The organism is Streptomyces sp. KR55 (assembly GCF_052245645.1).
Lineage (GTDB): Bacteria > Actinomycetota > Actinomycetes > Streptomycetales > Streptomycetaceae > Streptomyces > Streptomyces flavusporus.
This window is the reverse complement of the sequence record NZ_JBQQCE010000019.1, coordinates 16,239-40,550: the sequence shown is the minus strand read 5'-3', so window position 1 is coordinate 40,550 and position 24,312 is coordinate 16,239. Positions and strand designations below refer to the sequence as shown.

General features: G+C 68.9%; 24 protein-coding genes and 3 pseudogenes. 12 read left to right on the top strand and 15 right to left on the bottom strand.

Annotation, left to right across the window (positions count from 1 at the left end):
- Window positions 1–147 precede the first annotated feature (147 nt).
- The 7 genes and pseudogenes from ACTWQJ_RS04880 to ACTWQJ_RS04850 all read right to left on the bottom strand — a co-directional run bounded on the left by ACTWQJ_RS04880 (window position 148) and on the right by ACTWQJ_RS04850 (window position 7,076).
- Entirely contained in the window at window positions 148–477 is a 330-nt protein-coding gene (locus tag ACTWQJ_RS04880; protein WP_443305357.1) for a hypothetical protein, read from the bottom strand.
- A gap of 86 nt (window positions 478–563) precedes the next feature.
- Window positions 564–773 (bottom strand): annotated as a pseudogene (locus ACTWQJ_RS04875) (IS5 family transposase); the annotation flags it as partial.
- 91 nt (window positions 774–864) lie between these two features.
- Complete coding sequence (locus tag ACTWQJ_RS04870; protein ID WP_443305356.1) at window positions 865–1,785, bottom strand: SDR family oxidoreductase; 921 nt, start codon at window positions 1,783–1,785, stop codon at window positions 865–867.
- A 278-nt stretch (window positions 1,786–2,063) separates the two neighbouring features.
- Complete coding sequence (locus tag ACTWQJ_RS04865) at window positions 2,064–2,543, bottom strand: MarR family winged helix-turn-helix transcriptional regulator (RefSeq protein WP_443305355.1); 480 nt, start codon at window positions 2,541–2,543, stop codon at window positions 2,064–2,066.
- A gap of 11 nt (window positions 2,544–2,554) precedes the next feature.
- A complete protein-coding gene (locus ACTWQJ_RS04860) occupies window positions 2,555–3,622 on the bottom strand; it encodes an alkene reductase (protein WP_443305354.1) in 1,068 nt (355 codons plus the stop codon).
- Between the two features lie 477 nt (window positions 3,623–4,099).
- Window positions 4,100–5,989 (bottom strand): propionyl-CoA synthetase, encoded by a 1,890-nt coding sequence (locus ACTWQJ_RS04855; protein WP_443305353.1) that lies wholly within the window; start codon window positions 5,987–5,989, stop codon window positions 4,100–4,102.
- 175 nt (window positions 5,990–6,164) lie between these two features.
- Window positions 6,165–7,076, bottom strand: a complete 912-nt coding sequence (locus tag ACTWQJ_RS04850; protein ID WP_443305352.1) for an alpha/beta hydrolase — start codon at window positions 7,074–7,076, stop codon at window positions 6,165–6,167.
- A 205-nt stretch (window positions 7,077–7,281) separates the two neighbouring features.
- Between ACTWQJ_RS04850 and ACTWQJ_RS04845 the strand changes: the two genes are divergently transcribed.
- The gene (locus tag ACTWQJ_RS04845; protein ID WP_443305351.1) at window positions 7,282–7,695 is read left to right on the top strand and encodes a winged helix-turn-helix transcriptional regulator; all 414 of its coding nucleotides are present in this window, start codon (window positions 7,282–7,284) and stop codon (window positions 7,693–7,695) included.
- 44 nt (window positions 7,696–7,739) lie between these two features.
- Here the strand turns inward: ACTWQJ_RS04845 and ACTWQJ_RS04840 are convergent, their stop codons facing one another.
- Complete coding sequence (locus ACTWQJ_RS04840) at window positions 7,740–8,012, bottom strand: LysR substrate-binding domain-containing protein (protein WP_443305350.1); 273 nt, start codon at window positions 8,010–8,012, stop codon at window positions 7,740–7,742.
- A gap of 9 nt (window positions 8,013–8,021) precedes the next feature.
- On the opposite strand from ACTWQJ_RS04840, the pseudogene ACTWQJ_RS04835 reads away from it, so the two are divergent.
- Window positions 8,022–8,108, top strand: a pseudogene (locus tag ACTWQJ_RS04835) (hypothetical protein); the annotation flags it as partial.
- Between the two features lie 79 nt (window positions 8,109–8,187).
- On the opposite strand, the gene ACTWQJ_RS04830 reads toward ACTWQJ_RS04835, so the two are convergent.
- From ACTWQJ_RS04830 to ACTWQJ_RS04820, 3 genes are read right to left on the bottom strand one after another with little or no spacing between them, the layout of a single operon-like run.
- Window positions 8,188–9,663 (bottom strand): class I adenylate-forming enzyme family protein, encoded by a 1,476-nt coding sequence (locus ACTWQJ_RS04830; protein ID WP_443305349.1) that lies wholly within the window; start codon window positions 9,661–9,663, stop codon window positions 8,188–8,190.
- A 35-nt stretch (window positions 9,664–9,698) separates the two neighbouring features.
- The gene (locus ACTWQJ_RS04825) at window positions 9,699–10,622 is read right to left on the bottom strand and encodes an alpha/beta hydrolase (RefSeq protein WP_443305348.1); all 924 of its coding nucleotides are present in this window, start codon (window positions 10,620–10,622) and stop codon (window positions 9,699–9,701) included.
- A 7-nt stretch (window positions 10,623–10,629) separates the two neighbouring features.
- Entirely contained in the window at window positions 10,630–11,604 is a 975-nt protein-coding gene (locus ACTWQJ_RS04820) for an enoyl-CoA hydratase/isomerase family protein (protein WP_443305347.1), read from the bottom strand.
- Window positions 11,605–11,857: 253 nt separating this feature from the next.
- Here ACTWQJ_RS04820 and ACTWQJ_RS04815 point away from each other — a divergent pair, with 253 nt between their 5' ends.
- Window positions 11,858–12,499 carry a TetR/AcrR family transcriptional regulator gene (locus tag ACTWQJ_RS04815; RefSeq protein ID WP_443305346.1) on the top strand — a complete coding sequence of 214 codons (642 nt, stop codon included), beginning with the start codon at window positions 11,858–11,860 and terminating at the stop codon, window positions 12,497–12,499.
- A 293-nt stretch (window positions 12,500–12,792) separates the two neighbouring features.
- Here the strand turns inward: ACTWQJ_RS04815 and ACTWQJ_RS04810 are convergent, their stop codons facing one another.
- Window positions 12,793–13,689: a short-chain dehydrogenase/reductase gene (locus ACTWQJ_RS04810; protein WP_443305345.1), complete on the bottom strand. Its 897-nt coding sequence runs from the start codon at window positions 13,687–13,689 to the stop codon at window positions 12,793–12,795.
- Window positions 13,690–13,844: 155 nt separating this feature from the next.
- On the opposite strand from ACTWQJ_RS04810, the gene ACTWQJ_RS04805 reads away from it, so the two are divergent.
- From ACTWQJ_RS04805 to ACTWQJ_RS04795, 3 genes are all read left to right on the top strand, one after another.
- Complete coding sequence (locus ACTWQJ_RS04805) at window positions 13,845–14,294, top strand: winged helix-turn-helix transcriptional regulator (RefSeq protein WP_443305344.1); 450 nt, start codon at window positions 13,845–13,847, stop codon at window positions 14,292–14,294.
- Window positions 14,295–14,408: 114 nt separating this feature from the next.
- Window positions 14,409–14,942 carry an SRPBCC family protein gene (locus tag ACTWQJ_RS04800; protein WP_443305343.1) on the top strand — a complete coding sequence of 178 codons (534 nt, stop codon included), beginning with the start codon at window positions 14,409–14,411 and terminating at the stop codon, window positions 14,940–14,942.
- Window positions 14,942–16,003, top strand: coding sequence for an LLM class flavin-dependent oxidoreductase (locus ACTWQJ_RS04795; RefSeq protein WP_443305342.1), 1,062 nt, complete (start codon window positions 14,942–14,944; stop codon window positions 16,001–16,003). The genes ACTWQJ_RS04800 and ACTWQJ_RS04795 overlap by 1 nt, the downstream gene beginning before the upstream one ends.
- Window positions 16,004–16,073: 70 nt before the next feature.
- Here the strand turns inward: ACTWQJ_RS04795 and ACTWQJ_RS04790 are convergent, their stop codons facing one another.
- Complete coding sequence (locus ACTWQJ_RS04790) at window positions 16,074–16,277, bottom strand: hypothetical protein (protein ID WP_443305361.1); 204 nt, start codon at window positions 16,275–16,277, stop codon at window positions 16,074–16,076.
- Between the two features lie 471 nt (window positions 16,278–16,748).
- Between ACTWQJ_RS04790 and ACTWQJ_RS04785 the strand changes: the two genes are divergently transcribed.
- The 4 genes and pseudogenes from ACTWQJ_RS04785 to ACTWQJ_RS04770 all read left to right on the top strand — a co-directional run bounded on the left by ACTWQJ_RS04785 (window position 16,749) and on the right by ACTWQJ_RS04770 (window position 21,532).
- On the top strand, window positions 16,749–18,914 hold the full coding sequence (locus tag ACTWQJ_RS04785) for an MMPL family transporter (RefSeq protein ID WP_443305340.1): 2,166 nt from the start codon (window positions 16,749–16,751) through the stop codon (window positions 18,912–18,914).
- 93 nt (window positions 18,915–19,007) lie between these two features.
- Entirely contained in the window at window positions 19,008–20,363 is a 1,356-nt protein-coding gene (locus ACTWQJ_RS04780; RefSeq protein ID WP_443305339.1) for a rhodanese-like domain-containing protein, read from the top strand.
- Between the two features lie 62 nt (window positions 20,364–20,425).
- Window positions 20,426–20,788, top strand: a complete 363-nt coding sequence (locus ACTWQJ_RS04775; protein ID WP_443305338.1) for a rhodanese-like domain-containing protein — start codon at window positions 20,426–20,428, stop codon at window positions 20,786–20,788.
- A pseudogene (locus ACTWQJ_RS04770) lies at window positions 20,785–21,532 on the top strand (sulfite exporter TauE/SafE family protein). Before ACTWQJ_RS04775 ends, ACTWQJ_RS04770 begins: the two are co-directional and overlap by 4 nt.
- 8 nt (window positions 21,533–21,540) lie before the next feature.
- On the opposite strand, the gene ACTWQJ_RS04765 reads toward ACTWQJ_RS04770, so the two are convergent.
- A complete protein-coding gene (locus ACTWQJ_RS04765) occupies window positions 21,541–21,828 on the bottom strand; it encodes a metal-sensitive transcriptional regulator (RefSeq protein ID WP_443305360.1) in 288 nt (95 codons plus the stop codon).
- A 77-nt stretch (window positions 21,829–21,905) separates the two neighbouring features.
- Between ACTWQJ_RS04765 and ACTWQJ_RS04760 the strand changes: the two genes are divergently transcribed.
- Together ACTWQJ_RS04760 and ACTWQJ_RS04755 are read left to right on the top strand one after the other, a co-directional pair.
- Window positions 21,906–22,175 carry a rhodanese-like domain-containing protein gene (locus tag ACTWQJ_RS04760; protein ID WP_443305337.1) on the top strand — a complete coding sequence of 90 codons (270 nt, stop codon included), beginning with the start codon at window positions 21,906–21,908 and terminating at the stop codon, window positions 22,173–22,175.
- 74 nt (window positions 22,176–22,249) lie between these two features.
- Window positions 22,250–22,654: an enoyl-CoA hydratase/isomerase family protein gene (locus tag ACTWQJ_RS04755; RefSeq protein ID WP_443305336.1), complete on the top strand. Its 405-nt coding sequence runs from the start codon at window positions 22,250–22,252 to the stop codon at window positions 22,652–22,654.
- Between the two features lie 571 nt (window positions 22,655–23,225).
- Here ACTWQJ_RS04755 and ACTWQJ_RS04750 read toward each other — a convergent pair.
- Complete coding sequence (locus ACTWQJ_RS04750) at window positions 23,226–24,239, bottom strand: NADP-dependent oxidoreductase (protein ID WP_443305335.1); 1,014 nt, start codon at window positions 24,237–24,239, stop codon at window positions 23,226–23,228.
- Between the last annotated feature and the right edge of the window lie 73 nt (window positions 24,240–24,312).

Sequence of the window (24,312 nt, the reverse complement as noted above, 5' to 3'; positions counted from 1 at the left end):
GTCCACCAGACCCGGCGGATACACCCAGGTCAACAGCCCAAGACCCGATAACTCCGGCACACCCTCGGCCACCGACACCACCCCCGAGACGGTCCCAGCAGACTACGCCCGCAAGTTAACGCAACGGAATTGCGGCTAGGCCGTGTTTTAGAACGCGTTGGTCTGTCGGGTTGGCCGTCCGGGGAAGTCGCGGGCGGCCAGCCAGATGATGAGGTCGTTGGCGATCCGGCCGATGCTGGTGTCGGTGGTGACCTCGTGTGCGCGGCGGGTGGTGTCGCGGCGGACGATCTCGTAGCCGCCTTCGTCGAGGACGGCGACGGAAGCGAACCAGGCGGGGTCGTCCTGGTCGGGCTGGATGACGATGAACGTGTTGTCTGCGTCGTTCAGTTCGCTGATCAGGTCGAACAGGGCGTCCTCGGACGGGTCGTCGATGTGGTGGCCGTTCTCGCTGTCGGCGCAGTAGTACTCAGCCGCCATTGGTCCGCTGTCTCCCTTGTACCGACGTGCTGCGGGTTGCCGCCGCCAGGATGGCATGCGGTGCGGACAGCCCCGCCAGGTCACAGCTATTCGCTGATGGCGGCGATGTGGACGGTGGCCTCGAAGCGGACGGCGAGCTTGTCGAACCGGGTGGCCACCGCCCGGTTGCGCTTGAGCCGGTTGATGCCGCACTCGACCGCGTGCCGGGCCTTGTAGTCCTCACGGTCGAAGGCCGGAGGCCGCCCGCCGCTGCTGCCGCGGCGTCTGCGATGGCCGGCCTGGTCGGCCGGTTCCGGGTGCGGTAGGAACGTGTGTCGATCTGTCACAGCGGTTCCTCCACTCATCGGTTGGCCCCCGCCCGGGCGGGAGGACCGGGATGCGGGCCCGTCACCGGTGCCGTGCCTTGCCCAGCTCGTCGGTGAACCGGGCGAGGGCCTCCTCGGCGGTGGGGACGGGGCCGAACAGCTGCTCCTGCCGACGGGGGTCGGCGACGTAACGGCCCCTGTCGAACCAGCCGAACATCGCGGCCATGTCCTTGACCAGGGGCATGAAGCGGCCGGCGACGGCTCCTGCGGTGCGGGCGACGGCGGTAGGGACGGCCCATACCTTGATCTTCTTTCCGGCCCGGCTGCCCATCAGGTCGGCCACCTCGCGCATGCTGACCGGACGGTCCCAGCCGATGTCGATGCGCTCGCCGTCGTCGGCCTCGGCGTCGACCGCGGCCGCCAGGTACGCCGCGAGATCGGAGGTGTGGACGAAGGTCAGCGGGACGGTGGTCTTGCCCATCCAGATCAGGCGGCCCTTGTCGACCGGGTCGCCCGCCATGCTCGCGATCTGGTCGACGAACGCCCCCGGGCGCAGTGCGACGAACGGGACGCCGAGCTGTTCGAGCTTGTCCTCGGCGACCTTCTTGTGCCAGAAGTGCGGGACATCGGGCGTCTGGTCGCTGGTGAGGATGCTGGTCAGGACGAACCGCCGGATGCCAGCGCGGTGGGCGGCCTCGGCGAGGTTGGCGTTGCCGACGGTGTCGATGTCGTGCGCATTCTTGCCGCCGCGGGTGTAGCCGGCAGCGGTGGTGATGACGGCATCGGCGCCGTTCATGGCGGCGACGAGCGAGTCGACGTCGAGCATGTCGCCGCGGGCGATCTCGACACCCCGGCTTTCGAGCCTGCTCGCGTCGGTGGTCGGCCGGACCAGGGCCCGGACGTTCTTACCGCGCTTGAGCAGTTCGTCGACGACCTTGCCCCCGAGGGAGCCGGTCGCGCCGACGACGAGGACCGGGAGGGTGGTGGAGCGGATGGTGGTCATGGGGGTCTCACTTTCCATCAGGTCAGTAGTGGGGGGATTGGGTGGGCTCAAGTGGCGGGCCTGTGGTGGGCGGATCCGCTTGAGCGGGTCACCGCCGGCCTGCAGGAGCTTGCCGAGGTCGAAGGCGACCCGGACGCGGGTGATGCGGCCGTCCTCGATGTACAGCCGGCAGGCGGCGGGAAAGGGCCCGCCGTCCCCGCGGGGATGCTGCCGTACCCCCTCCGGAACCCCTCCATGCGTCGTATGGCGTACGCGGACATGGGGTGCACACCGGGGAGTTACTCGGACTCTTCTTGCGGAAGATCGCGGCTGTTGATCGCCTCGGCGATGGCGTAGGCGGTGCGGACGAAGGATTCCGCCTGCTGCGCCGACAGGTTCCGCGCGGAGGTCTCCTCCAAGGCCTGCCACATGGCTGCCAGGGGCTCGCGCATGGCACGGCCCTTGTCGGTGAGGTGGACGACCATGACGCGCCGGTCGTGTTCGGCCGGCTCGCGGATGAGCAGGCCGGCGTCCTGCATGCGGCGTAGGGACTTGGAGACGGTGGAGTGGTCCAGGCCGACGCTTTCGAGCAGCTCGGACTGGGTCTGGCCGTCCCGGTCAAGGAGGTGCATCAGCAGCAGTTCCTGTCCGGGATGCAGGTCCATCTCGCGGAGCATGGCGGCGGCGCGGGCGCGGTGAGCACGGGCGAGCTGGAAGATCGCGTAGCTCATCGGCCCCTCGCTGGCCGTGGTGGGGGTGCGGGGTGTGGGGGCGGCCATGGTTGGGTTCCTCAGACGGTGTGGGTGGGGTAGTCGGTGTAGCCGGCCGCGCCGCCGCCGTAGAAGGTGGCGGGGTCAGGGGTGTTCAGCGGAGCCCCGGCGCGTACGCGCTCGACCAGGTCGGGGTTGGCGAGTGCCATCGAGCCAACGGTGATGACGTCGGCCAGGCCGTTCTCGATGTCCTTGGCGCGGGTGGCTATGTCCGTGCCGGCCCGGTTGAGGAGCAGCGTGGTCGGCCACAGCTTGCGGAGGGTGTGCAGGAGTTCGTCGTCGCCACCGTGGCCGATGTGCAGGTAGGCGAGGTTGAGGGGCGCGAGGGCGCGCAGGAGGTGCGGGTAGAGGTCGTGGGGGTCGTTCTCCGTGAGGTCGTTGATCTGGAACGGGTTGCCGGGAGAGATCCGGATGCCGGTGCGGCCGGCGCCGATCTCGTCGGCCACGGCCGTGGCGACCTCCACCGCGAAGCGGATGCGGTTGTCGAGGGAGCCGCCGTACTGGTCGGTGCGCTGGTTGGCGCTGGGGAAGAGGAACTGGTTGACCAGGTAGCCGTTGGCCCCGTGGATCTCGACGCCGTCGGCGCCGGCCGAGATGGCGGCCGCGGCGGCGCGCCGGAAGTCGTCGACCGTCGCGGCGACCTCCTCGGTGGACAGCTCGCGCGGCACCGGCATCCCCTGGGGCCCGGAGGCGGTGAACGTGAGGCCGGTCGGCTTGATGGCGGAGGGAGCCACCGGCTGCCGGTGGTGGGGGGTGTTGTCGGGGTGGGAGATTCGCCCGGCGTGCATCAGCTGGATGACGATGCGCCCGTCGGCCTTGTGTACGGCGTCGGTGACCTTCCGCCAGCCGGCGATGTGCTCCACCGTGTAGATGCCCGGGGTCACGGGGTAGCCCTGGCCATCGGCGTTGGGCTGGGTGCCCTCGGTGATGATGAGCGCGTGCGAGGCGCGTTGGGCGTAGTACTCGGCGTTCAGCTCGGTCGGTACGCCGTCTGCGGTGGCCCGGCTGCGGGTCAGGGGGGCCATGGCCAGCCGGTGGGGCAGGGGGATCTCTCCGACGACGGTCGGGGTCCACAGGGCGTTCGGCATGCGCGATTCCTCAGGTCATGAGTGGTTTACGGCTAGGAGGGCGGGGCGGTCGGCGTGCGGGGTCGGCCGGGTGGAGGCCGAGCCTTCCTGCCGGTAGGCCCGATGACGGATCCGCCATGAGCACCCCTTATGGAATTACGATCGTAATATTACGCGGAAGGGCTGGCTGGCGCAAGAAGGGGGGCATGGTGGTCGGGCTTTGTGTGGCCGTCGGCCGGGTCGCACGGCAGGCGGGCTTCCGGCGCATGACGGAGCGTGGGGGCGACACGCGGGACCGCGGACGCATTGCCGACAGCTCCTCCGCGGTCGGCTTCGTCCCGGAGAAACTACCCGCCGTCGTCAACAGAGCGATCGTCGCCGCAGAGACCGAATCGAAGTCGACTTGCGGTATGCCCTCACCAAGGCTGAGGGGTCAGCTCCCGGAGCCCGGCGGCGCGCTCCGCTTCGTCGCCGTCGGCCGGGCTGCGAGTTGGCCGTTCACCGGGTGTGACCGGGGCCTCGGAGGACCGGGCGCAGGGCCTCGATGACGCTGGGGTCGTCCACCGTGGAGGGGATGGGTTCGTCGTGGCCGTCGGCGATGCCGCGCATCGTCTTGCGCAGGATCTTTCCCGAGCGGGTCTTGGGCAGGGCGGCCACGACCGCGACGTCCTTGAGGGAGGCGACGGCGCCGATGCGTTCGCGTACGAGCTGGACGAGTTCGGCCTCGACCTCGCTCGGTTCGCGGCTGATGCCGGCTTTCAGGACGGCGAAGCCACGCGGTACCTGTCCCTTCAGAGCGTCGGCGACGCCGATGACGGCGCATTCGGCGACATCGGGGTGGGCGGCCAGGGCCTCTTCCATGCTGCCGGTGGACAGGCGGTGGCCGGCGACGTTGATGACGTCGTCGGTGCGGCCCATGACGAAGACGTAGCCGTCCTCGTCGATGTGCCCGCTGTCGCCGGTGAGGTAGTAGCCGTCGAAGGCGGAGAGATAGGAGGCGACGTAGCGGTCGTCGTCGTTCCAGAGGGTGGGGAGCGCGCCGGGTGGCAAGGGGAGCTTCACGACGATCGCACCGTCGACCCCCGCGGGCACCGGCTCGCCCGAGGGGTCGAGGACGCGGACGTCCCATCCCGGCAGCGGACGGGTGGGGGAGCCGGGCTTGAGAGGAGCCGCTTCGATGCCCACAGGGTTGGCGACGATGGGCCAGCCGGTCTCGGTCTGCCACCAGTGGTCGATCACCGGGACGCCCAGCAGGGCGCTCGCCCAGTGATAGGTCTCGGGGTCGAGGCGCTCGCCGGCGAGGAAGAGGTAGCGCAGGCTGGAGAGATCGTAGTCGGCGCTGAGGGCCCCCTTCGGATCCTCCTTGCGAATGGCGCGGAAGGCGGTGGGGGCTGTGAACATGGTCTTGACGCCGTACTCGGCGGCGACACGCCAGAACTGCCCCGCGTCCGGGGTGCCGACCGGCTTGCCCTCGTACAAGACCGTCGTGGCGCCGACCAGCAGAGGCGCGTAGACGATGTACGAGTGCCCGACGACCCAGCCGACGTCGGAGCCGGTGAACATCGTCTCGCCCGGCCCCACGTCGTAGACGGCGCCCATCGACCAGTGCAGGGCGACCGCGTAGCCGCCGCAGTCCCGTACGACTCCCTTGGGCTTTCCGGTCGTTCCGGACGTGTAGAGGATGTAGAGGGGATCGGTCGAGGCGATCGGCACGCAGTCGGCCGGGGGCGCGGTAGCGACCAGGTCGCCCCAGTCGAGATCGCCGGGGCCCAACTCGGCCGGCTCCTGCGGACGTTGCAGGATCACACGCTTTTCCGGCTTGTGGACGGCGAGTTCGATCGCCCGGTCGAGCAGCGGCTTGTACGCGATGACGCGCTTGCCCTCGATGCCGCAGGACGCGGAGACGACCACCTTGGGGGCGGCGTCGTCGATACGGACGGCGAGTTCGTGCGGGGCGAACCCGCCGAAGACGACCGAGTGGACCGCGCCGATGCGCGCACAGGCCAGCATCGCGACGGCGGCCTCGGGAACCATCGGCATGTAGATCACCACCCGGTCGCCGCGTCCCACGCCGAGTTGCGCGAGCGCTCCGGCGAAGGTCGCCACCTCGTCCCTCAGCTGCGCGTATGTGTAGGTGCGCCGAGTGTCGGTCACGGGCGAGTCGTAGACGAGCGCGGGCTGTTCGCCGCGGCCGGCTTCGATGTGCCGGTCGAGCGCGTTGAAGCAGACGTTGAGCCGTCCATCGGGAAACCAGCGGTAGAAGGGCGCGCCCGAGGAGTCCAGGGCGCGTCGCGGAGCGACATCCCAGTCGATGCCCTCTGCCGCTTTCAGCCAGAAACCTTCCGGGTCTTCGGTGCTGGAGCGGAAGACATCCTCGTACATTCCCATCGCGCACTCCTTCGTGGCATCGAGGGACCGGTGGTGTGGCGGTGTACAGAACGGTGTCGGACACGAATACCGCATGCCGGCCGACATGGTCGAGGATGCCGGAGACCGGCGGTCCGGTCACCGGCATCGCGGTGGTGGGGCGGACCCGGCCAGCAGGCTCCGCCGTCAGGTTTGCTCAGGTGCCGAGGTGCTTGCGGAGCCACTGACCCATCTGCTGGATCGCCTGGTCCACCTCGGGTACGCGCCCCGCGCCCAGGATGAAGGAGTGCTGCCCCTCGGGCATCGGGTGGACCTCGGAGGTGACCTTGAAGTCCGCGAGCCTGCGGCCGAGCTCGGTGCCGTCGTCGGCGAGGGTCTCGTACTCGCCGTAGTGGACGACCGTGGGCGGCAGGCCGGTCAGGTCGGCGTGCACGAGGCTGATCTGCGGGTCGGCGAAGTCCACGGCGGGGTCTTGCAGCCAGGCTCCTCGGAAGAGTTCGAGCGTGGCCCTGCTGAGCATCTTGTCGTTGTCTTCGTTCTCGTCGACCGAAGGGTTTTGGATGGTGAGGTCGGTCCACGGCGAGACGCTGACGATCGCGCCCGGGGTCGCCTCGCCCTTCGCGAGCAGACGCAGCGGCAGCATCACCGCGAGGGTGCCGCCGATCGAGTGGCCCGTGCTGCCGATGTTCCTCGGCTCGTAGCCCTGCGAGAGCAGCCACCGGTAAGCGGTCTCGGCGTCGTCGAGCTGTGCCGGGTAGGGGTGCTCGGGCGCCAGGCGGAAGTCCACGACCAGCGAGCGGGCTCCGGCCGCCTTCGCGATGTGACCGGCGGCCTTGCGGTCCGAGTGCATCGAGGCGGTGACCGATCCGCCGAAGTGGAAGTGGAGCAGCGCCCGGTCGGGGTCGGCGCCCTCGGGGATCGCCCACAGGGCGGGGACGCCGCCTGCGTCGACCTCGGCGTAGGTGACGCCTTCCGGCTCGGTCGACGCCTTGTGGTTCGTGTCGACGATGTCGCGGATCACGGCCAGGTCGAGGCCCGGTGTCGACGTCTTCGCGCTCACGCTCTCGAGGAACTGCGCGAACTGCTGTGCTTCAGGACTTACTGCCATGGTGACGCTCCTTCACAGGTTGCTGTCACGCCCACTTCTCGCGTGCAGCCAGATGTGCCAGTCATGACGCTACTGGCTGAGTATAGGAAAGTAAACTCAAGTGTGGCTCGCATGGATGCGTGGACCGAAGCTCTTCAGGATGCCGGCATGGACCTCCGCCTCGAGCGGGACATCCAACTGCTCGATCGCGCGGACCCTTGAGGTCGTGGGTGAGAAGTGGACGATCCTGATCCTGCGCGAGGTCTGGTACGGCTCGTCCCGTTTCAGCGACTTCGAGCGCGTCCTCGGCTGTCCTCGCAACCTCCTCGCGGCGCGGCTCCGGATGCTCGTGGAGGAAGGGATCCTGGTCACCGAGACCTACAAGGAGCCTGGCTCGCGGAGTCGGCCGAAGTACGTGATCACTCCCAAGGGCATGGATCTGGTCCCGGCCGTGATGGGGCTCCTGCAGTGGGGTGACCGGTACCGCGCCGACCCGGAGGGCCCGGCCGTACTGGCGCGACACCGCGCATGCGGCGCGCAGGCCGGCGTCCAGATTCGCTGCGAAGGAGGTCACTCTGTGCGGGCGGTGGACATCGAGAGCGTCCCTGGCCCTGGTTTTCGTGTGAAGCCGGCCGAGTGAGACGGGCAACCCTGGCGTTCGCGGCGCCGGTCATTCCTCGGCGTTCATCCCGGGATCAGTTCGGCGCTCCGTTCGGCGACCTCCTGCCGTAGAGCGGCCGACAGGGCGCGTACGGCGGGGTGCGTCACCGCCTCGCGGCGGACGGCCAGGGTGATGGGAAGCCGGATGTCGATCTCGTCGGCGAGCAGCCGACGCAGCTGCGCCCGCTGGGCCAGGAAGGCCGGCAGTACACCGATACCGGCCCCCTGGGCGGTGGCTTCGAGCTGGGCGAAGACGTTCGTCGAGGAGAACTGACCCCCGACGAACTGCTGACACACCTCGACGACGTGGTCATCCGGCTGCAGCGCGCGGAGGAACGCGGCACGGACGAGATCAGCGCCACGTGCCTGTACGCGGTCTACGACCCCGTCTCCCGCGTGTGTTCCCTGGCCGGCGCCGGACACGTCCTGCCGGCCGTGGTGGCTCCCCGTGATGCGTCAGCCTCCGGGTTGATCACGAACTGGCAGAGGCTGCCGCATGGGCCGCCCGCAACGAGGCCTTGTCGATCTTGCCGACCGCGTTCTTCGCGATGGCTTCCACCACGAAAAACGAGGTCGGTCGCTTGTAGCCGGTGAGGCTGCGCGCACAGAGCGCCTTCAGCGCCGCCGGATCGACGGTCACGCCAGGTCGTGGCTGGACGTAGGCGACGACCACCTCTCCCCATTTTTCGTGGGGTACGCCGATCACGGCGGCCTCCAGCACCGACGGGTCGCCTGCGAGTACGTCCTCGATCTCCTTGGGGTAGATGTTCTCCCCGCCACGGATGATCATGTCCTTCGAGCGCCCGACCAGGGTCAGATAGCCCTCGGCGTCGAGGTGGCCCACATCGCCCGTGTGCAACCAGCCGTCGACGAGGACTCTGGCCGTTTCGTCCGGACGGCCGAGATAGCCACGCATGACGTTGGGGCCCTTCACGAGGACTTCACCGTCCGTGCCCGCCGCCACCTCGACACCGTCGGCGTCGACGATCCGAATCTCCTGGCCGGGGAAGGGAATTCCCACGGTGCCGGCCCGTCGCGGGCCCGCGACCGGGTTGATGGTGGAGCCGCAGGTTCCTTCGGACAGGCCGTACCCCTCGACAAGAGGGAACCCGTACCGGGCCTCGAACCGGGTGAGCAGCTCGGCGGAGGCAGGTGCGGCGCCGCAGACTCCGAACCTCAGCGACGATGTGTCGGGCCGAACGTCGTCCGGGAGCGCGGCGAGCATGCCGTAGATCGTCGGCACGGCGCTGAAGAAGGTGGGGCGCTCCTGCTCGACGAGGTCGAAGAAGCTGCGCGGATCGAACCGGCGGCCCGCGATGACGACGCTCGCGCCCACGAGCAGAGGCATGAGAATGCTGACCACGATGCCGTTGACGTGGAAGAGCGGCAGGATCAGCAGGCACCGGTCGGCCGGCCCGACGTCCAGCGACAGGCGCCCCATCTCCGCCATGGCGTCGATGTTGGCGTGGTCGAGCATCACGCCCTTCGGTACCCCGGTGGTGCCGCTGGTGTAGATGAGAAGGGCCAGCGCGGACGAGTCCAGTTGCGGCGCGTGATCCGACTCCACCGCTTCTTCGTACAGTGCGCCGACGGCGAGTACGGCAGTACCGTTCGTGACGGGCGCCGCGCGGTCCTCGACCACCAGCAGGCGCGCGCCGGAGTCCCTCAGCTGTCGGTCCACCTCGACGTCGGTCATGCTCGGGTTGACCGGCGTGATGGTGGCGCCGATCCGCCAAGCGGCGAACAACAGCAGTACGAACTCGATGCGGTTCGTCAGCTTGAGGGCCACGACATCGCCGGGACCGATCCCGAGGGCCTGGAGCTGACGCGCTGCCGCACGGACTCGGTCCAGCATCTGAGTGTTGGTGAGCGACTGGCGTCCGTCCGAGACCGCCGGCCCATGGGGGTCGAGAGCGGCGCGGCGGTCGGGCAGAGAAGCGAAATTCATGGCGAGCGTACCTGTCTCGGTGTGATGCGGTCCGGTCAAGGAGTCGACGCGGCGGGCGCCGGGTGCAGCTGGCGGGCGAGGAACTCGATCTGGTCACGCACCAGTTCCTCGAAGGTCTCGCCGGTGTAGAAGTCGAAGTGGCCGGCGTCGTACCTCTTGATCTCTCCCTGGGGCGCGGTGCGCGCGTAGCGGAGGGTCTGGGCGGGAGGCGTGACGGAGTCGGTGTTGCTGACGCAGAAGAGGATCGGGATGGCGACCTTCTTGGCCGCACGCCCGGGCCGGTAGGCGGCGATGGTCGGAATGACCCGTGCCGCCACCTCGTTGCGGAACGTCGTCCCCGGCGGCTGCAGCGCCTCGTATCCGGGCAGTGCGTCCGGAGCGTTCATGAGAGCCGGCGAACCGGGGGAGGCCGCGATGGGAACCATTGCCGGCGCCTTGCCGCGGACCCTGGTTGCCAGATCCCGGGCGAGCACAGGAGTCATCCTGAGCGAGGCGAGCGGGCCCAGCGCGAGCGCGGAGGCGAGACCGTCGGTGAACGGGCACTGGGCCACGGCCGCGCGCAGTTCAGGATGGCGTGAGGCGACGGTGATGGCGTGGCCACCGCCGAAGGAGCTGCCCCACACCGCGACACGGGCGCGGTCGACGTCAGGGCGGGCCTTGACGTAGGCGATGGCGGCGTCCCAGTCGGCGAGTTGACGCTTGATCGACAGGAGCTGGCGCGGGTGGCCGCCACTGTCGCCGAAGTGCCGGTAGGTGAAAGCCACGGCGGCGATGCCGGCCTGTGCGAAACGCTCGGCGAAGGCGTCCAGGCGCATCTCGCGGGTGGCGCCGAGGCCGTGCCCGAGGATGACGACGGGTGGGGAGGTGACGCCCGTGGGGAGGTAGAGCCACCCGGCACACGTGCTGTCGCCGGAGGGGAAAGTGATGTCGTGACGGGTGAAGGACTGCGGATTGGTCATCGTCGACTCACCGCCGCGTCGTCTTCGTCGAGCGGTGCCCGGGCACGCTGCCCAAGGCGAGCGCTTGTTCGTACGTGTCCGGGTTGTAGAGCGGGAGCTCGCCGGTGGCCTCGGTCGTCGCGATGTAGTCGAGCATGAGTTCCTGACCCTCCTCCGACATGACTCTGGCGAAGAACTCGGTGCGCTCGACGTGCAGCCCTTCCGCCAGCGACATCGAGCCACCGAAGTACACCGACCTCTTGACAGCCTCGACGGACCCCTTGGACCGTGCGCCGAAGTGTTCCGCCAGTGCCGTCGCCGTCGCGACCACCTCGTCCTGTGGCACGACCTCGTCGACGGCTCCGTTGGCGAGAGCCTCCCCGGGCGTGAACGGCTTGCCCTCGAGGATGGCGACCAGGGACCTGTGGGTGCCGATCAGGCGGGTCAGCCGCTGGGTGCCGCCACCGCCCGGGATAATGCCGAGGAGGATTTCCGGCTGGCCGATGAAGAAGTCCCCTTCAGCCATGACGCGCAGGTCGCACGCCCAGGCGAATTCCGCGCCGAGGCCGAGGGCCGAACCGTTGAGGGCGGCTACGAAGATGACCCCGCTGCTGTTCATCTTCAGGAACGTGGCGTGCAGGCGGTCGAGCTGGGCGGCTCCCCGCATCGGGGTCCTGTTCACCACAGGCTTCAGAACGCGTGCCCGGTCCGCGCCTCTGGCCACGCGTGCCACGGCGGAAGCACCGCGCCGGCCCACCGTGGGGCTGGCGGCGCCCTCTTCCTGCAGCCACTGGACCGCCGCATGGCTGACGAACCGTTCGGGGTGCGCCCCGGTGAAGACGACGGCACGGATGCTCGGATCCCGGTCGGCCCTGTCCACCAACTCGTCCAGCTGGTTGGCGATGTCGAGGCCGAACACGTGGTGTGGGCCGCCGTCGAGCCGGACGATCAGGACGGCTCCGCGGTCCTCGATCTCCAGATGGCCCTTGTCTTTGTATGGCATGGATTCTGCTCCCGGGCTGAGTTCATGGGGGAGTGGAAAGCGCTTGGGGGAGGGTCTACCGGCGCCAGGCATTGGGGACAGCGCGTGTAGGCGCGTCCAGGGACGCGCGCCCGTGTCCGAAACGGCACGTCACTCGTGATGTGTACTATTGCCGTGACGAGTTAGATAACCAAGTTATTTCAAGTGTGTCAATGATGGAGGCGTGAGAGGCGTGGCAGGGCGGGCGAGGCTCGATGACGCACCGGAGCGGCTTGTGCAGGCCGCCATCGGGCTGCTGGCCGAACAGGGGCCGTCGGCCGTCAAGGCGCGTACGGTGGCGTCCGCGAGCGGACTGTCGACGATGGTCGTCTACAGCCACTTCGGTGGGATCCCCGAACTGATGCGAGCCGTCGCCGACCATGGGTTCAAGGAGCTTGGCGCGGCGTTTGCCCAAGTGCCGGTGACGGAGGATCCGATCGCGGATCTCTTCGCCATGGCCTTGACCTGCCGCCGAGTGGCCCGCGAGAACCCTCACCTGTACGACCTGATGTTCGGTCTGTCCACCCGTGCGACATACCGGCCGCTGTCGGACGCGGACCTTCGTTTCAGCGGGCATTCGCCGGCCTTCCGTGAAGCCCACGCTCATGTCACCGCAACGTGCGAACGGCTCGTGGACTCCGGCAGGGTCGAGCAGCAGGACCCCGAAGTCATAGCCGCTCAGTTGTGGAGTCTCGTGCACGGTTACATCACCCTCGAGTTGGCCGAGCACTTCGTCGAGTTCGAGGACGCGGTGGTGCAGGTGATGCTGCCGATGGGCGTGAATTTCTCTGTCGGGTTGGGCGACGAACGGGAACGTGCCGAGGCCTCGCACCAGGCCGGCGCGCGCCTTTACGACTCGATCGTTCATGGCCGGTGAAAGTCGGGTGGCTGGGCGCTGCCCCGTGCGCGGCTAGGGCCTGTCCGGCGGATCAGGCCGCAGGAAAGCGACGGTGACTGATCGGCGCCGGTGAGCGGGGTCTGGTGCGTCCAGCTGCAAGGCGGAGGAGGGAGTCGACGCGATGGGGGCCCCTCCCGCGCATGGGGGTCCCCCCGCTCGAGCGAAGTCGAGAGTGGGGGAGAAGCCGAGTGTGGGGGAGTCGGCGACCGACGACAACGCCGCAGATGGGCGTGCCAGACCCCGCGTCTGCGGCATGATCCGCCGGACAGGCCCTAGGGCGACCTGGTCTCCGCATCGTGGGCACTGCTACCTGGAGTGAGTTGGTCATGCCTCCCCAACGCCGCGACCTCCCGTTCGAGGGACGGAACCGCCCGGGCCGCGAAGCGTCTCGCCCAGGGCCAGACCAGCGGTGAGTTCAGCGCCGCCTTCGCCCAGTTGGTCACGACGACTGCGCGCGGGACGTACACGCGGCTGCGGCGGCGCACGAGCCCGTCGACGATCGCGGCAGCAGCCCGTTCGGGGCTCGTGGTGGCGTTGCCCGGATAGGGCAGCCGCCTGCGCAGGCCCTGGAACGAGGGGAGGTCGACCTCGGCGCCCCGGACGAGGTCCGTTTCGATCCAGGAGGGATGCACAAGGCCGACCGTGACCCCGAGGTGCGCCACCTCCTGGCGGTAGGTGAGGGCGAGCAGCTCGGTCGCGGCCTTGCTCGCGCCGTACGAGGCCATCGAGGCCAGTGGCATGAAGGACAGCGCGGACGCCACGACCAACGCGTGGCCCCGGCTGCGCTCCAGATGGGGTGTCGCGTACTTGAGGGTGCGGAAGACGCCGTTCAGATTGATGTCGAGGACCCGCTCGAACGACGCCTCGTCCGTCTGTCGCACCGTCCCGTACGCCACTACGCCGGCATTGGCGACGACGAGGTCGATGCCGCCCATGATCTCCGCGGCCTCATCGATCGCCGACCGCAGAGCGGTGCCGTCGCGCACATCGGCCTCACGCCAGGAAGCGGCGGGGCCCAGATCATCGGCGACGTTACGCAGCCGATCGGGCTCCAGGCCGATCAGGGTCACACGAGCACCTCGGGCGGCGGCCAGGCGGGCCACCTTCTCGCCGATGCCGCGTGCCGCTCCGGTGACGACCAGCCTTCTGCCCAGCAAGTCACGTTTCATGGCGGCAACATAACTTCGTTATTGATGGGGTGCAAGGTGTCGTGCGCATTAACTGCCGCCGCTCTACCTGCTGGGTCTCACAACTGGACGAACCTATGCTGGCGGTCATGAGGCGGACATCCTTTGCACAGTGGCCCTGTTCCATCGCGCGGACGATGGACTTGCTCGGGGACTGGTGGACGCCGTTGGTCCTGCGTGAGGCGTTCTACGGGATCCGGCGGTTCGACGCGTTCCAGGAGTCGCTGGGCATCGCCCGCAACACGCTGACGGACCGGCTGCGCCGGCTGGTGGAGGAGGGGCTGCTGGAGAAGCGGCCGTACCAGACGGAGCCGGTTCGGTACGACTACGTGCTCACCGAGAAGGGGCGCGACTTCTACGGCGTGCTGCTGGTGATGAACCGGTGGGGGGACCGCTGGCTGGCCGGTGAAGCGGGCCCGCCGGTGGCCATGCATCACGAGGTGTGCGGGCAGGACACCCATGCCGAGGTGGTGTGCGCCGCCTGCGGTGAGCCGATGACCGCGGACAATACCCGCCCCCGGATGGGCCCCGGCTATCCACCGCATCTGGCCCAGAGGCCGGATGTGCGGGAGCGCTTCGCGCACTGACTCAGTGGCTCTGTGCGGGTTGTGTTCGCCCTTGACAGGTGAGTCTATCTACGCAACTTTACTGGTCAGGTTGTGGCAAGTGGGTGCTCGGATCGGCAGGGAGGCCGCAGGATCATGGAGTGGACGGGCGCGCGTTATGCGGACAAGCCGACGGTCGAGGTCCACACCTGGATCGCCACCCCGCCGGAGCAGGTGTGGACGCTGGTGTCCGACATCGAGCTGATGCCGCGTACGAGCTCTGAGCTGCAGTCCGTCGAATGGCTGGACGGCAGGACCGGCCCTGCTCTGGGAGCCCGGTTCATCGGCCGGAGCAAGCACGAGGCATTGGGGGAGTGGGCCACCACATCCCACATCGTCGAGTACGAGCCGTCGAGGACCCTCGCCTGGGCGGTCGAGGATCCGTTGAACCCGACGGCGATCTGGCGGTTCACGTTGGTGCCGCAGGACGGCGGCACTCTGCTGCGGGAATGGATGCAGATGGGGCCCGCCCGCTCGGGCCTCTCCTTCGCCATCGATCGTATGCCGGAGAAGGAGCAGAAGATCGTCTTCGTGCGCATGCGGGAGTTCGAGGCCAACATGACCGTCACCCTCGAAGAGATCAAGAAACTGGCCGAGAGGGCCCACACCTCGGGCGAGGCGAGTCTCTGATGCGTACGTCCACCACGATCGAAGCCTCCGGGGGCGACTGGCGGGAGATCGTCGACTATGTCACCGAGGCGGAGAAACTCGGTCTGGACATCTGCTGGGTCGCGGAGGCGTGGGGCTCCGAGGCGCCCTCGCCGTTGGGCTACCTCGCTGCGAAGACCGAGCGCATGCTCCTCGGATCCGGAATCATCCAGCTCGGCACCCGCACACCGATGGCCATCGCCCGCGCCGCGATCACGCTGTCGCAGATCTCCCAGGGGCGCTTCCTCCTCGGACTGGGCCCCTCCGGACCGCAGGTGATCGAAGGGCTGCACGGCGTGCCCTTCGACCGTCCGCTGTCACGGATGCGCGAGACCGTCGAGATCGTGCGGCAGGCCGCCTCGGGCGACAAGGTCTCCTACTCCGGGCGGGAGTTCCAGATCCCACTGCCGGGTCGGGAGGCGAAGCCCATGCGCCTGTCGATGCGCGCCGAATACGACATCCCCGTCTACCTGGCGACCCTCTCGCCGAAGATGCTGCACCTGACCGGTGAGATCGCCGACGGGTGGCTGGGCACCAGTTTCGTGCCCGAGGGCGCCAAAGCGGCGTACTTCGACCATCTGGACCAAGGCCTGGCCGCCGCCGGTCGCGCCCGCTCCGACCTCGACATCTGCCAGGGCGCCGAGGTCGCCTTCGCGGATGACGAGGACGCGCTGCGCACGATGGTGGCCGGACGCAAGAAGGAGTTGGCCTTCAGCCTCGGCGGCATGGGTTCCGCGACTACGAACTTCTACAACAACGCCTACAGCCGCCAGGGTTGGGCGGATGTGGCGGCCGAGGTCCGGACACGTTGGCAGGCTGGGGACCGGGACGGCGCGGCCGGTCTGGTCACCGACGAGATGGTGCTGGCGACCACGCTGATCGGAACCGAGGACATGGTGCGCGAGCGGCTGCGTGTGTGGCGTGACGCCGGCGTCGACACCGTCCGGTTCTATCCCGCTGGCGAGACTCTCGATGCTCGACTGGCCACCCTGGGCCGGGCCATCGACCTGGTCCATGACATCGAGGACAAGGCGGCACGTTAGCGACGGGCAGGCCATGTCGGCGGCCGAGGAGAGCTGCTGCGCGGTGCCGTCCACCAGCCCACGGTCGACGTCAACCGTGGGCGCCGACGCCATCCGCTGCCAGGCCCGACATCAGCAGGGTGATCGCCCGGAACGTCCTGGCCAGGGCGTCCTCCCGGTCCGCCGCGGCGGCAAGGATCTGGTTTCCCTCATACAGGCCGGCCAACAGCAGGCGGGCGACGGTGGCGACGGGAACGTCCGGCTGTAGGTCACCACGTTCGGCCAGGACAGTCAGCAGCCGTTCGATCGGCGGCTGGGCGATGGTGTCGTTGATGTGCCGGTACTGCTCCCCCCAGGACCGAGGGTGCCTGGGCCATCAGCTCTCGGTGCGAGGGGTCGTCGATGGTCCGCCGCAGGAAGGCGTGCGTGAGATGGGCCACCGCGGTCATGGCGGGCTCGTCCGGTGTGGCACGGACCGCCTCGGTCGTCGCATCGCCCAAGGCTGCCACCTGCTGAATCAGCTCCGTGTAGAGCTCGGCGAACATCGCCTACTTCCGGGCCGTGCGGACGGTCGAGGGCGGGAGATGAGAGGGAAGTGGGCTCTGCTGAAGAAGTCGTTCCCTTCATCGGCGTGACCGGGCCTTGTCTCATCGAGGGAGGCCGGTGGGGTTGAACCGTCGGCCTCCTTGTGCTCACGAACAATACCCCATGGGGTATTGTCCCTCACATGGATACCCCCCGGGGTATCGCGTCTTGAGGAGGAAGTATGTCCACAGCGACCACTGACGCACCCGGCCGGAACGCCGAGGACCCCTCGCCGCCGGGCCAGGCGGGCCCGCTGGGGCGGCTCGGGTACTGGACCGCCGGTCACTTCAAGCAGGTTCTGCTCGGATGGTTGGTCGTCGTCGCAGTCCTGGGTGCGTTCGCCCCGCAGGTGACCTCGGTGCTCTCGGGGGCCGGCTGGCAGAGCAACGGCTCAGAGTCGGTAAAGGTGCGCGAGCTGGCCGAGAAGCACTTCGGGGGCAATGCCTCCTCCGCGATCCAAGTGGTTGTGTCCTCCCGGAGCCACCAGGTGAGCGACCCGGCCGTGCAGCACGTGATCGCCGAGGTCGCCGAGGAACTGAAAACCGACGACCGGATCAGCGAGGTCGTACCGCCCCAGGCCGGCGCGACGATCAGCCCCGACGGCCGGACCGCCATCGTCCTGGGCGGCGCCGCCGCGAACACCGACGACATGGTGCGGGCCGCGGAGGACCTCAAGGATCCGCTGCGGGAGCTGTCCACCGACGACGTGACCGTGCGGGCCACCGGATCCTCGGTGATGTGGAGCGACTTCAACACCGCCAATCTGGAGGCGATGATCAAGGCGGAGATCATCTCCTGGCCGGTCACCCTCGCCGTGCTCGTCGTGGCGTTCGGCTCGCTGGTCGCCGCCGGGCTGCCACTGCTGCTCACGATGGCGGGTCTGGTCGCCTCGGTCGGCTCCCTCGTCCTCATCAGTCACGTCACGCCGATCTCCATCTGGGCGATGGACTTCGCCCTGATGTTCGCGCTCGCCCTGGGCATCGACTACGCCCTGTTCCTGGTGATTCGCTACCGCGCCGCGCTGGCCAAGAGCGGCGAGCGGCGGCGGGCCGTGGTGGAGACGATGGACACCGCAGGGAAGGCGGTCCTGCTGTCGGGGCTGACCGTGCTTGTCAGCCTGTCCGCCGTGATGCTGGTTCCCGCGCCCGCCGTGCGCACGATGGCGGTCGGAATCATGCTCTCCGTCGTCTTCGTTCTCGCCGCCACTCTGACCCTGCTTCCCGCCGTCCTGGGCAAGCTCGGCCCGAACGTCAACAAGTGGGCACTGCCCCGCACCCGCACCGACCGCACCGAATCGCCGCTGTTCGGCGCGTGGGGCGAACGCCTGTGGCGCCAGCCGCTGCGCTTCGGCGTCCTCGCGCTGGCCGTGCTCGTCGCCCTGGCCGTGCCGGTACTCGGGCTGAAGACGGCGATGCCGTCCATCAAGGTCGTGCCCGAGGACGACAGCTCGCGCCAGGGCTACGCACTGGTGCAGGACCACTTCGGCGAGGGCGCGCCGGGCATGCTGCAGATCGCCGCTCCGGACGCCCAGGTCGCTGCCACGGTCGAGGTGCTGAAGTCCACCGAGGGCATCGCGGGTGTTATGCCGGCACAGCAGGCCGCCGACGGGACCGGCTGGAGTCTCATCCAGGCCATGCCGTCCGTCGACCCGTCGGATCCGGCACTGACCGACACCGTCAGCACGCTGCGTGCCGACCTGCCCGGCGACGCGCTTGTCGGTGGCGCGGCCGTGGAGAACCTCGACCTGAAGCAGGCCCTGGACGACAAGGCCCCGCTGGTCATCGGCGTCATCCTGGCCCTCGGCTTCGTCCTCCTGCTGATCGCCCTGCAGGCGCCGCTGGTCGCCGCCCTCGGCGTGATCACGAACCTGCTCGCCACCGCCGCCGCCTTCGGCGTCGCCCGGCTGATCTTCCAGGACGGACACCTCTCGGACCTGCTCGGTTTCGAACCACAGGGCTTCCTCGACGGGTGGGGGCCGGTCTTCTTCTTCGCGATGATCTTCGCCATCGCCATGGACTACACCGTCTTCCTGCTCTCCTCCGCCAAGGAGCACTACGAGCAGACGGGAGACCCCAAGAAGGCGGTCGTCGGAGCCCTCGCCCAGTCCGGCCGGGTCGTCTTCGCCGCGGCCGCGGTGATGGTCGCCGTGTTCTTCACCTTCGCGCTCGCCGATCCGCTGCCGCCCAAGGAGATGGGCATCGTGCTCGGCGTCGCCGTCCTGCTCGACGCCTTCCTCATCCGGCTGGTCCTCCTGCCGGTCCTGCTGCGCCTGACCGGCCGGGCCGCCTGGTGGTCCCCGGCCTGGCTGCGGCGGCTGCTGCCCGAGGTCCGGTTCTCGCACGACTGATCCCCCATCCCGCCGATGGAATACCCCCCGGGGTACTAGCATTGTGCCTGTATATACCCCTGGGGGTATTTTCGATACGAAAGGAGCGTCCACGTGTTCTTCGTCGACATCATCGAGCTGGAAGGGCTCGGCAATCGCAGCTACCTCGCAGGGGGTGCGCGAACGGCCGTGGCCGTGGACCCGCCCAGGGACATCGACCAGGTGGTCTCCGCGGCCGCCCGCAGGGGAGTGCGCATCTCCCATGTCGTGGAGACGCACCTCCACAACGACTACGTGACGGGCGGCCTGGAGCTGGCCCGCGTCACCGGCGCCGCCTACCTCGTCCCGGCCGCCGCGCGGGTCTCCTTCGAGCGGATTCCCGTGCACGACGGCGACACCGCGGAAGTCGACTCCGGTCTCACGTTGCGCGCCCTGGCCACCCCCGGCCACACCCCGCACCACACCTCCTACGTGCTGGAGGCAGCCGGAGAGGCCGTCGCCGTATTCACCGGTGGATCCCTGCTCATCGGCGCGGTCGGCCGCCCGGATCTGGTCGAGCCGCGACTGACCGAACAGTTGGCCCGCGCGCAGCACGCTTCAGCTCATCGCCTCGCCGTGGAACTGCCGGACGAGACAGTGGTGTTGCCCACCCATGGCTTCGGGAGCTTCTGCTCCTCGGGGCAGGCCGAGGGCGACGCGACGACCATGGGAAAGGAGAAGACGGTGAATCCGGCTCTCGTCCAGCATGTCGAGTCCTTCGTGCGGCAGTTGCTGGCCGGCCTGGGCGATGTGCCCTCGTACTATGCGCACATGGGCCCGGCCAACGCCGCCGGCCCCGCCCCGCTGGACCTCACCCCGCCCGCCGTCGCCGACGCCGACGACATCGCGGCCCGGCTGGCGGCGGGGGAGTGGGTCGTGGACCTGCGTAACCGAGTCGCCTTTGCCGAAGGTCACGTCTCCGGTTCCTTCAATTTCGAGGCCGACGGCAAACTTGCCACCTACCTCGCCTGGCTGATCCCGTGGGGCAAGCCGGTCACCCTGCTCGCCGAGTCGCCGGAACAACTGGCCTCGGCTCAGCGGGAATTGGTCCGAGTCGGTATTGACCGTCCCGCCGCCGCGGCGACCGGCGAACCTGCCTCGTGGATCCGGCCGGGGGAGTCTCTGAGCGCCTACCCGCGCGCCACCTTCGCCGACCTGGTATCGGCCGACGGCGACGTCGTGGTCCTGGACGTCCGCCGGGACTCGGAACGTGCGGACGCCCACATCCAGGGCTCTGTGCACATCCCGCTTCATGCCCTGCACAAACGGATCGACGAGATCCCCGAAGGGCAGGTGTGGGTGCACTGCGCCGGCGGCATGCGCGCGGGGATCGCAGCCTCACTGCTGGACGCCGCGGGCCGCGACGTCGTCGCGGTGGACGACGGGTTCGCCGCAGCCGCGGCGGCGGGGCTCAGCCTCCGCGCCGCCTGACCCGCACGCGGTCCAGGCGTCATCCGCGCGCGTTCGCGCGCACTATTTCCAAGGAGTTCCCCATGTTCTTGTTCCGTCGTGGCCCGGAGCGGGTCACCGTTCAGCAGGCGGCCCAGCGGACCGGCGCCGAGGGTGACGCCGTCCTGCTGGACGTACGGGAGCAGCAGGAATGGCAAGTCGGCCATGCGCCGCACGCCGTCCACCTGCCGCTGACCATGCTGGCCGCCGGTGCCGAACTGCCGAATGTCGCACAGGGACGCCGTCTCGTGGTGATCTGCCGGTCGGGCGGCCGGTCCCGCCGAGCCGCTGCTCTCCTCGCGGGACGCGGGGCCGACGTCGTCGACGTGACCGGCGGCATGCAAGCGTGGGCCGCGGCAGGGCTGCCCGTGGTCGAGCGGCGCGGCAGGGCCGGCTCGATAGCGTGACTACCCTGCTCCTCGCCCTGACCGCCGGCGCCGTCATCGAGCTGGCGCTCGGGGCGCTGGGGGCGGCGGCAGCGTTCTGGCCGTCCCCGCTCTGATCTACCTGCTCGGCTTCACCTCGGCCGGGGCGACCACCGCGAGCCTGATCATCGTCACGACCACCTCCGCCACCGCCCTGCTCGCCCACGCGCGCGACGGCAACGTCCAATGGCGTGCCGGCGCCTCTTCGCGGCGGCCGGCATCCTCCCGGCCCTGCTCGGCGGAAGCCTGGACGGCCGCGTCCCCGAGACGATCCTGACCGCGGCGTTCGCCGCCGTGGCGATCCTGGCCGCACTACCCATGCTCGGGCAGCGGAACACGTACGAGGACCCTGTGACGGCCGTACGCCCGAAGAAGGCCGCGGCGGCCGGTGCCGGGCTCGGAGCGGTCACCGGCTTCCTGGGAGTCGGCGGGGGCTTCCTCGCCGTACCGGCACCGGTAGGCGTCCTCGGTCTGCGGATGCAGGCCGCGGTCGGCACCAGCCTCCTCGTGATCACCGGCAACTCACTGGCTGCCCTTGTCGTCCGCTAGGGCACCCTCGACGGGCTGCGATGGGAGACCTTCGGCCCGTTCCTGGGCGCGGCGATTCCCGGCGCATGGGACGGCAAGCGCCTGTCGGCGAAGGTCCCCGGCGGTCGCCTGCGGCGTGTCTTCGCGGTCGCACTGCTGGCGGTGGCCGCGTTCATGCTGATCGACGCGGCCGTGTGATCCCCGCTTCAGGCCAGCGAGAGGAAGAGCTTCTCCAGGCGGGTACGCATCTCCTCACGGCTCTCGCTGGACTTTCCGTCGCCATCGGTGTCCGTCAGGCACTGCTGCAGACCAGTGGCGATGATGGCGAACCCCGCCCGGTCGAGAGCGCGGGACGCCGCGGACAGCTGAGTCACCACGTCCTCGCAGTCCCGCCCCTCCTCGATCATCCGGATCACTCCGGCGATCTGGCCCTGCGCCCGGCGAAGCCGGTTCAGTACGGACTTCAGCTCCGTGCCCGCGAGTTCAAGGTCCACCATCACTCCTCAAGAAATACCCCTAGGGGTAATGTACTCCCCTGATCGGGGTAGGGGCGACGATAAAGGATGACAGCGTGACCACCTCTGTTTCACTCGTCCCTGCTCAGGTCCGGCTGGGAAACCTGACGGTCATCGACGTCCGATCGCCCGAGGAGTATGCCTCCGGGCACCTGTCCGGTGCCGTCAACGTTCCCCTCGACCACAGCATCGACCCCGTGACCCTGGTGAGTGACACGAATGCCTGGGCGGCGGACGCCCACGAACCGAACCGCCCGCCTGGCACGAGCCGGCAGGTGTGGGCGATGGAACGCCAGGTGGATTCGCCGCCGGCGCCCTCGTCCTGACCGGCATCGCACTTCGTTCCCACGGGCCGGCTCGACGCGGTCGGGGATGCCCTGGCCGACAACCCTGGCGACCGGTGGACGTCGTCCTCAACCGCCTTGTCGGCCGCTCCCCGGTGGCGGAGAGCAGGCTGGCGGAGGTACGCGGGGACGCGGACTGGGCGTTCGGCGCACCAACCCTCGGCGAGATCGAGAAACGCCTGCGCCACCTCGACACTCCCGAGGCGGCAACCGCGCTGGCCGCCTTGGAGTCCGCCTCGCCGCAGAGCCTGGAGATCACTCACGCCCTGCTGGCCCGGGGCAGGCAGCACACGTTGCGCGAGTGCCTTGGCACCGAACTCGCCCTCACACGCACGACCATCCGCACGCCGGACTTCCTGGAGGGCGTCCGTGCGGCCCTGGTCGACGAGGACCGCAGTCCCACCTGGCAACGTGCGTCGCATGCCGGACGGACACTGCTGGCCCGAGCATTTCCGCCGTGAGCAGGACATCGCTTTACGCAAGGGGCCGGTCGTGCAGGAGGGGCGCGTGTCAACGAGACACATGGGAGCGCCGGGCTCCGCGGACTGCCGCGCCAGACGTCCGACTAGCGCCGGGTATGCCGTCGGTGTAAGCCTGTCTGGCCGCGTCCGTACAGCGTCCGGTCTCGTCGAGCACGGCGACAGAACGCGACCGCCGTCGCGGTTGCCGCGTTTCTGGACCGAGCGGCGCGGCTGGGCACCGCCTGCGCGACGACGGTCGCGTTGTGTCGGTGCTGCTGGCGGTGACCGCGGTGGCGACGAGAGGTTCCTGGACCTAAAGCGGGAGTATGAGGCGCCGTTGGCCAGTTCCTCGTCCGTCATGAGTGTCGAGATCGGCGGGCTTTGACCACGGCTCGGGTCGGCGTAGAGCCGAACGGTGCGCTGTGCCACGAGCGTATGGCGTTGCGGAACGGCACCGAGATGCCGACCGACAGCGGCGACTGTCGCGAAGTGGTCGCCCATGCATCGCCTTGGTGGCGGCGTCGCCCTCTCTTGTGACCGCGCCGGGCGGAAGCTTTTGGCCAGCCTGATCTCAGTTGTTGTCGGGCACCATCGAGACCACGACCTTGCCGGCCTTGGTGCGGCCCTGCTCGACGTGCGCCATCGCCTCGAGTGTCTGGTCGAACGGGAAGGTCCTGTCGATGACCGGGCGGAGCTTCCCGCTGTCGTAGAGGGCGCTGAGTTTGCGCAGCTGGGAGCCGTTGGCCTGCATGAAGAAGAACTGGTAGCGCACGCCCAGCGCCTTGGCCTGCTTGCGTACCTTGCGGCTGAGCGTGTTCATGACTACACCCATGAACGAGGGGGCGCCGAGTTGCTTGGCGAACCCGGCGTCCGGCGGGCCGACGACACCGATGGCCAGGCCCCCGGGCTTCAGTACCGTCAGCGACTTCTCGAGATTCGCCCCGCCCAGGGAGTCCAGCACCAGGTCGTAGCCGGACAGCACCTTCGAGAAGTCCTCCTTGGTGTAGTCGACGACGACGTCGGCGCCGAGGCTCCTGACCAACTCCTCCGTACGGGTGTTCGTGGTCGTCGCCACCGTGGCGCCGAGGTGCTTGGCGAGCTGGATGACCGTCGAACCGAGGCCACCGGCACCGGCGTGGATGAGCACCTTCTGACCCGGCTTCACACGGGCACGGTCGACGAGAATCTGCCAGGCGGCCAAGGCCACCAGCGGCACTGCGGCTGCCTCTTGGAGGGTGAGCGAGGCCGGCTTGGGCGCGACGTCGTCCTGGTCGATCGCGATGAACTCCGCGAAGCCTCCGATCCGCAGGTCGCGCGGACGAGCGTAGACCTCGTCGCCCACTTTGAAGCTGCGCACGGCGGAGCCGACCCGCGTCACGACGCCGGCCACGTCGTGGCCGAGTGCGAACGGGAGCTTGTACTTCAGGAGTTGCTTGAACTCCCCGTTGCGGACCATTTTGTCCAGCGGGTTGATGCTGGTGGCGCTCACTCTGACCAGGACGTCGCGGTCCCCGACGGTGGGCTCAGGTACCTGTGCGGGGCGTGCGCCGTCCTTGCCGTACTTCTCGACTACGAATGCCTTCATATCGGCCGCCCTTTCTGCGTGATCTTCTCGGTGGTCGATGTGCTGGTCGCGACGCTACTTGCTGAGTATAGAA

Coding starts and splice junctions, on each gene's coding strand:
- ACTWQJ_RS04880 (WP_443305357.1), bottom strand. CDS start 477: ATGGCGGCTGAGTACTACTGCGCCGACAGCGAGAACGGCCACCACATC.
- ACTWQJ_RS04870 (WP_443305356.1), bottom strand. CDS start 1,785: ATGACCACCATCCGCTCCACCACCCTCCCGGTCCTCGTCGTCGGCGCG.
- ACTWQJ_RS04865 (WP_443305355.1), bottom strand. CDS start 2,543: ATGGCCGCCCCCACACCCCGCACCCCCACCACGGCCAGCGAGGGGCCG.
- ACTWQJ_RS04860 (WP_443305354.1), bottom strand. CDS start 3,622: ATGCCGAACGCCCTGTGGACCCCGACCGTCGTCGGAGAGATCCCCCTG.
- ACTWQJ_RS04855 (WP_443305353.1), bottom strand. CDS start 5,989: ATGGGAATGTACGAGGATGTCTTCCGCTCCAGCACCGAAGACCCGGAA.
- ACTWQJ_RS04850 (WP_443305352.1), bottom strand. CDS start 7,076: ATGGCAGTAAGTCCTGAAGCACAGCAGTTCGCGCAGTTCCTCGAGAGC.
- ACTWQJ_RS04830 (WP_443305349.1), bottom strand. CDS start 9,663: ATGAATTTCGCTTCTCTGCCCGACCGCCGCGCCGCTCTCGACCCCCAT.
- ACTWQJ_RS04825 (WP_443305348.1), bottom strand. CDS start 10,622: ATGACCAATCCGCAGTCCTTCACCCGTCACGACATCACTTTCCCCTCC.
- ACTWQJ_RS04820 (WP_443305347.1), bottom strand. CDS start 11,604: ATGCCATACAAAGACAAGGGCCATCTGGAGATCGAGGACCGCGGAGCC.
- ACTWQJ_RS04810 (WP_443305345.1), bottom strand. CDS start 13,689: ATGAAACGTGACTTGCTGGGCAGAAGGCTGGTCGTCACCGGAGCGGCA.
- ACTWQJ_RS04805 (WP_443305344.1), top strand. CDS start 13,845: ATGGACTTGCTCGGGGACTGGTGGACGCCGTTGGTCCTGCGTGAGGCG.
- ACTWQJ_RS04800 (WP_443305343.1), top strand. CDS start 14,409: ATGGAGTGGACGGGCGCGCGTTATGCGGACAAGCCGACGGTCGAGGTC.
- ACTWQJ_RS04795 (WP_443305342.1), top strand. CDS start 14,942: ATGCGTACGTCCACCACGATCGAAGCCTCCGGGGGCGACTGGCGGGAG.
- ACTWQJ_RS04785 (WP_443305340.1), top strand. CDS start 16,749: ATGTCCACAGCGACCACTGACGCACCCGGCCGGAACGCCGAGGACCCC.
- ACTWQJ_RS04775 (WP_443305338.1), top strand. CDS start 20,426: ATGTTCTTGTTCCGTCGTGGCCCGGAGCGGGTCACCGTTCAGCAGGCG.
- ACTWQJ_RS04750 (WP_443305335.1), bottom strand. CDS start 24,239: ATGAAGGCATTCGTAGTCGAGAAGTACGGCAAGGACGGCGCACGCCCC.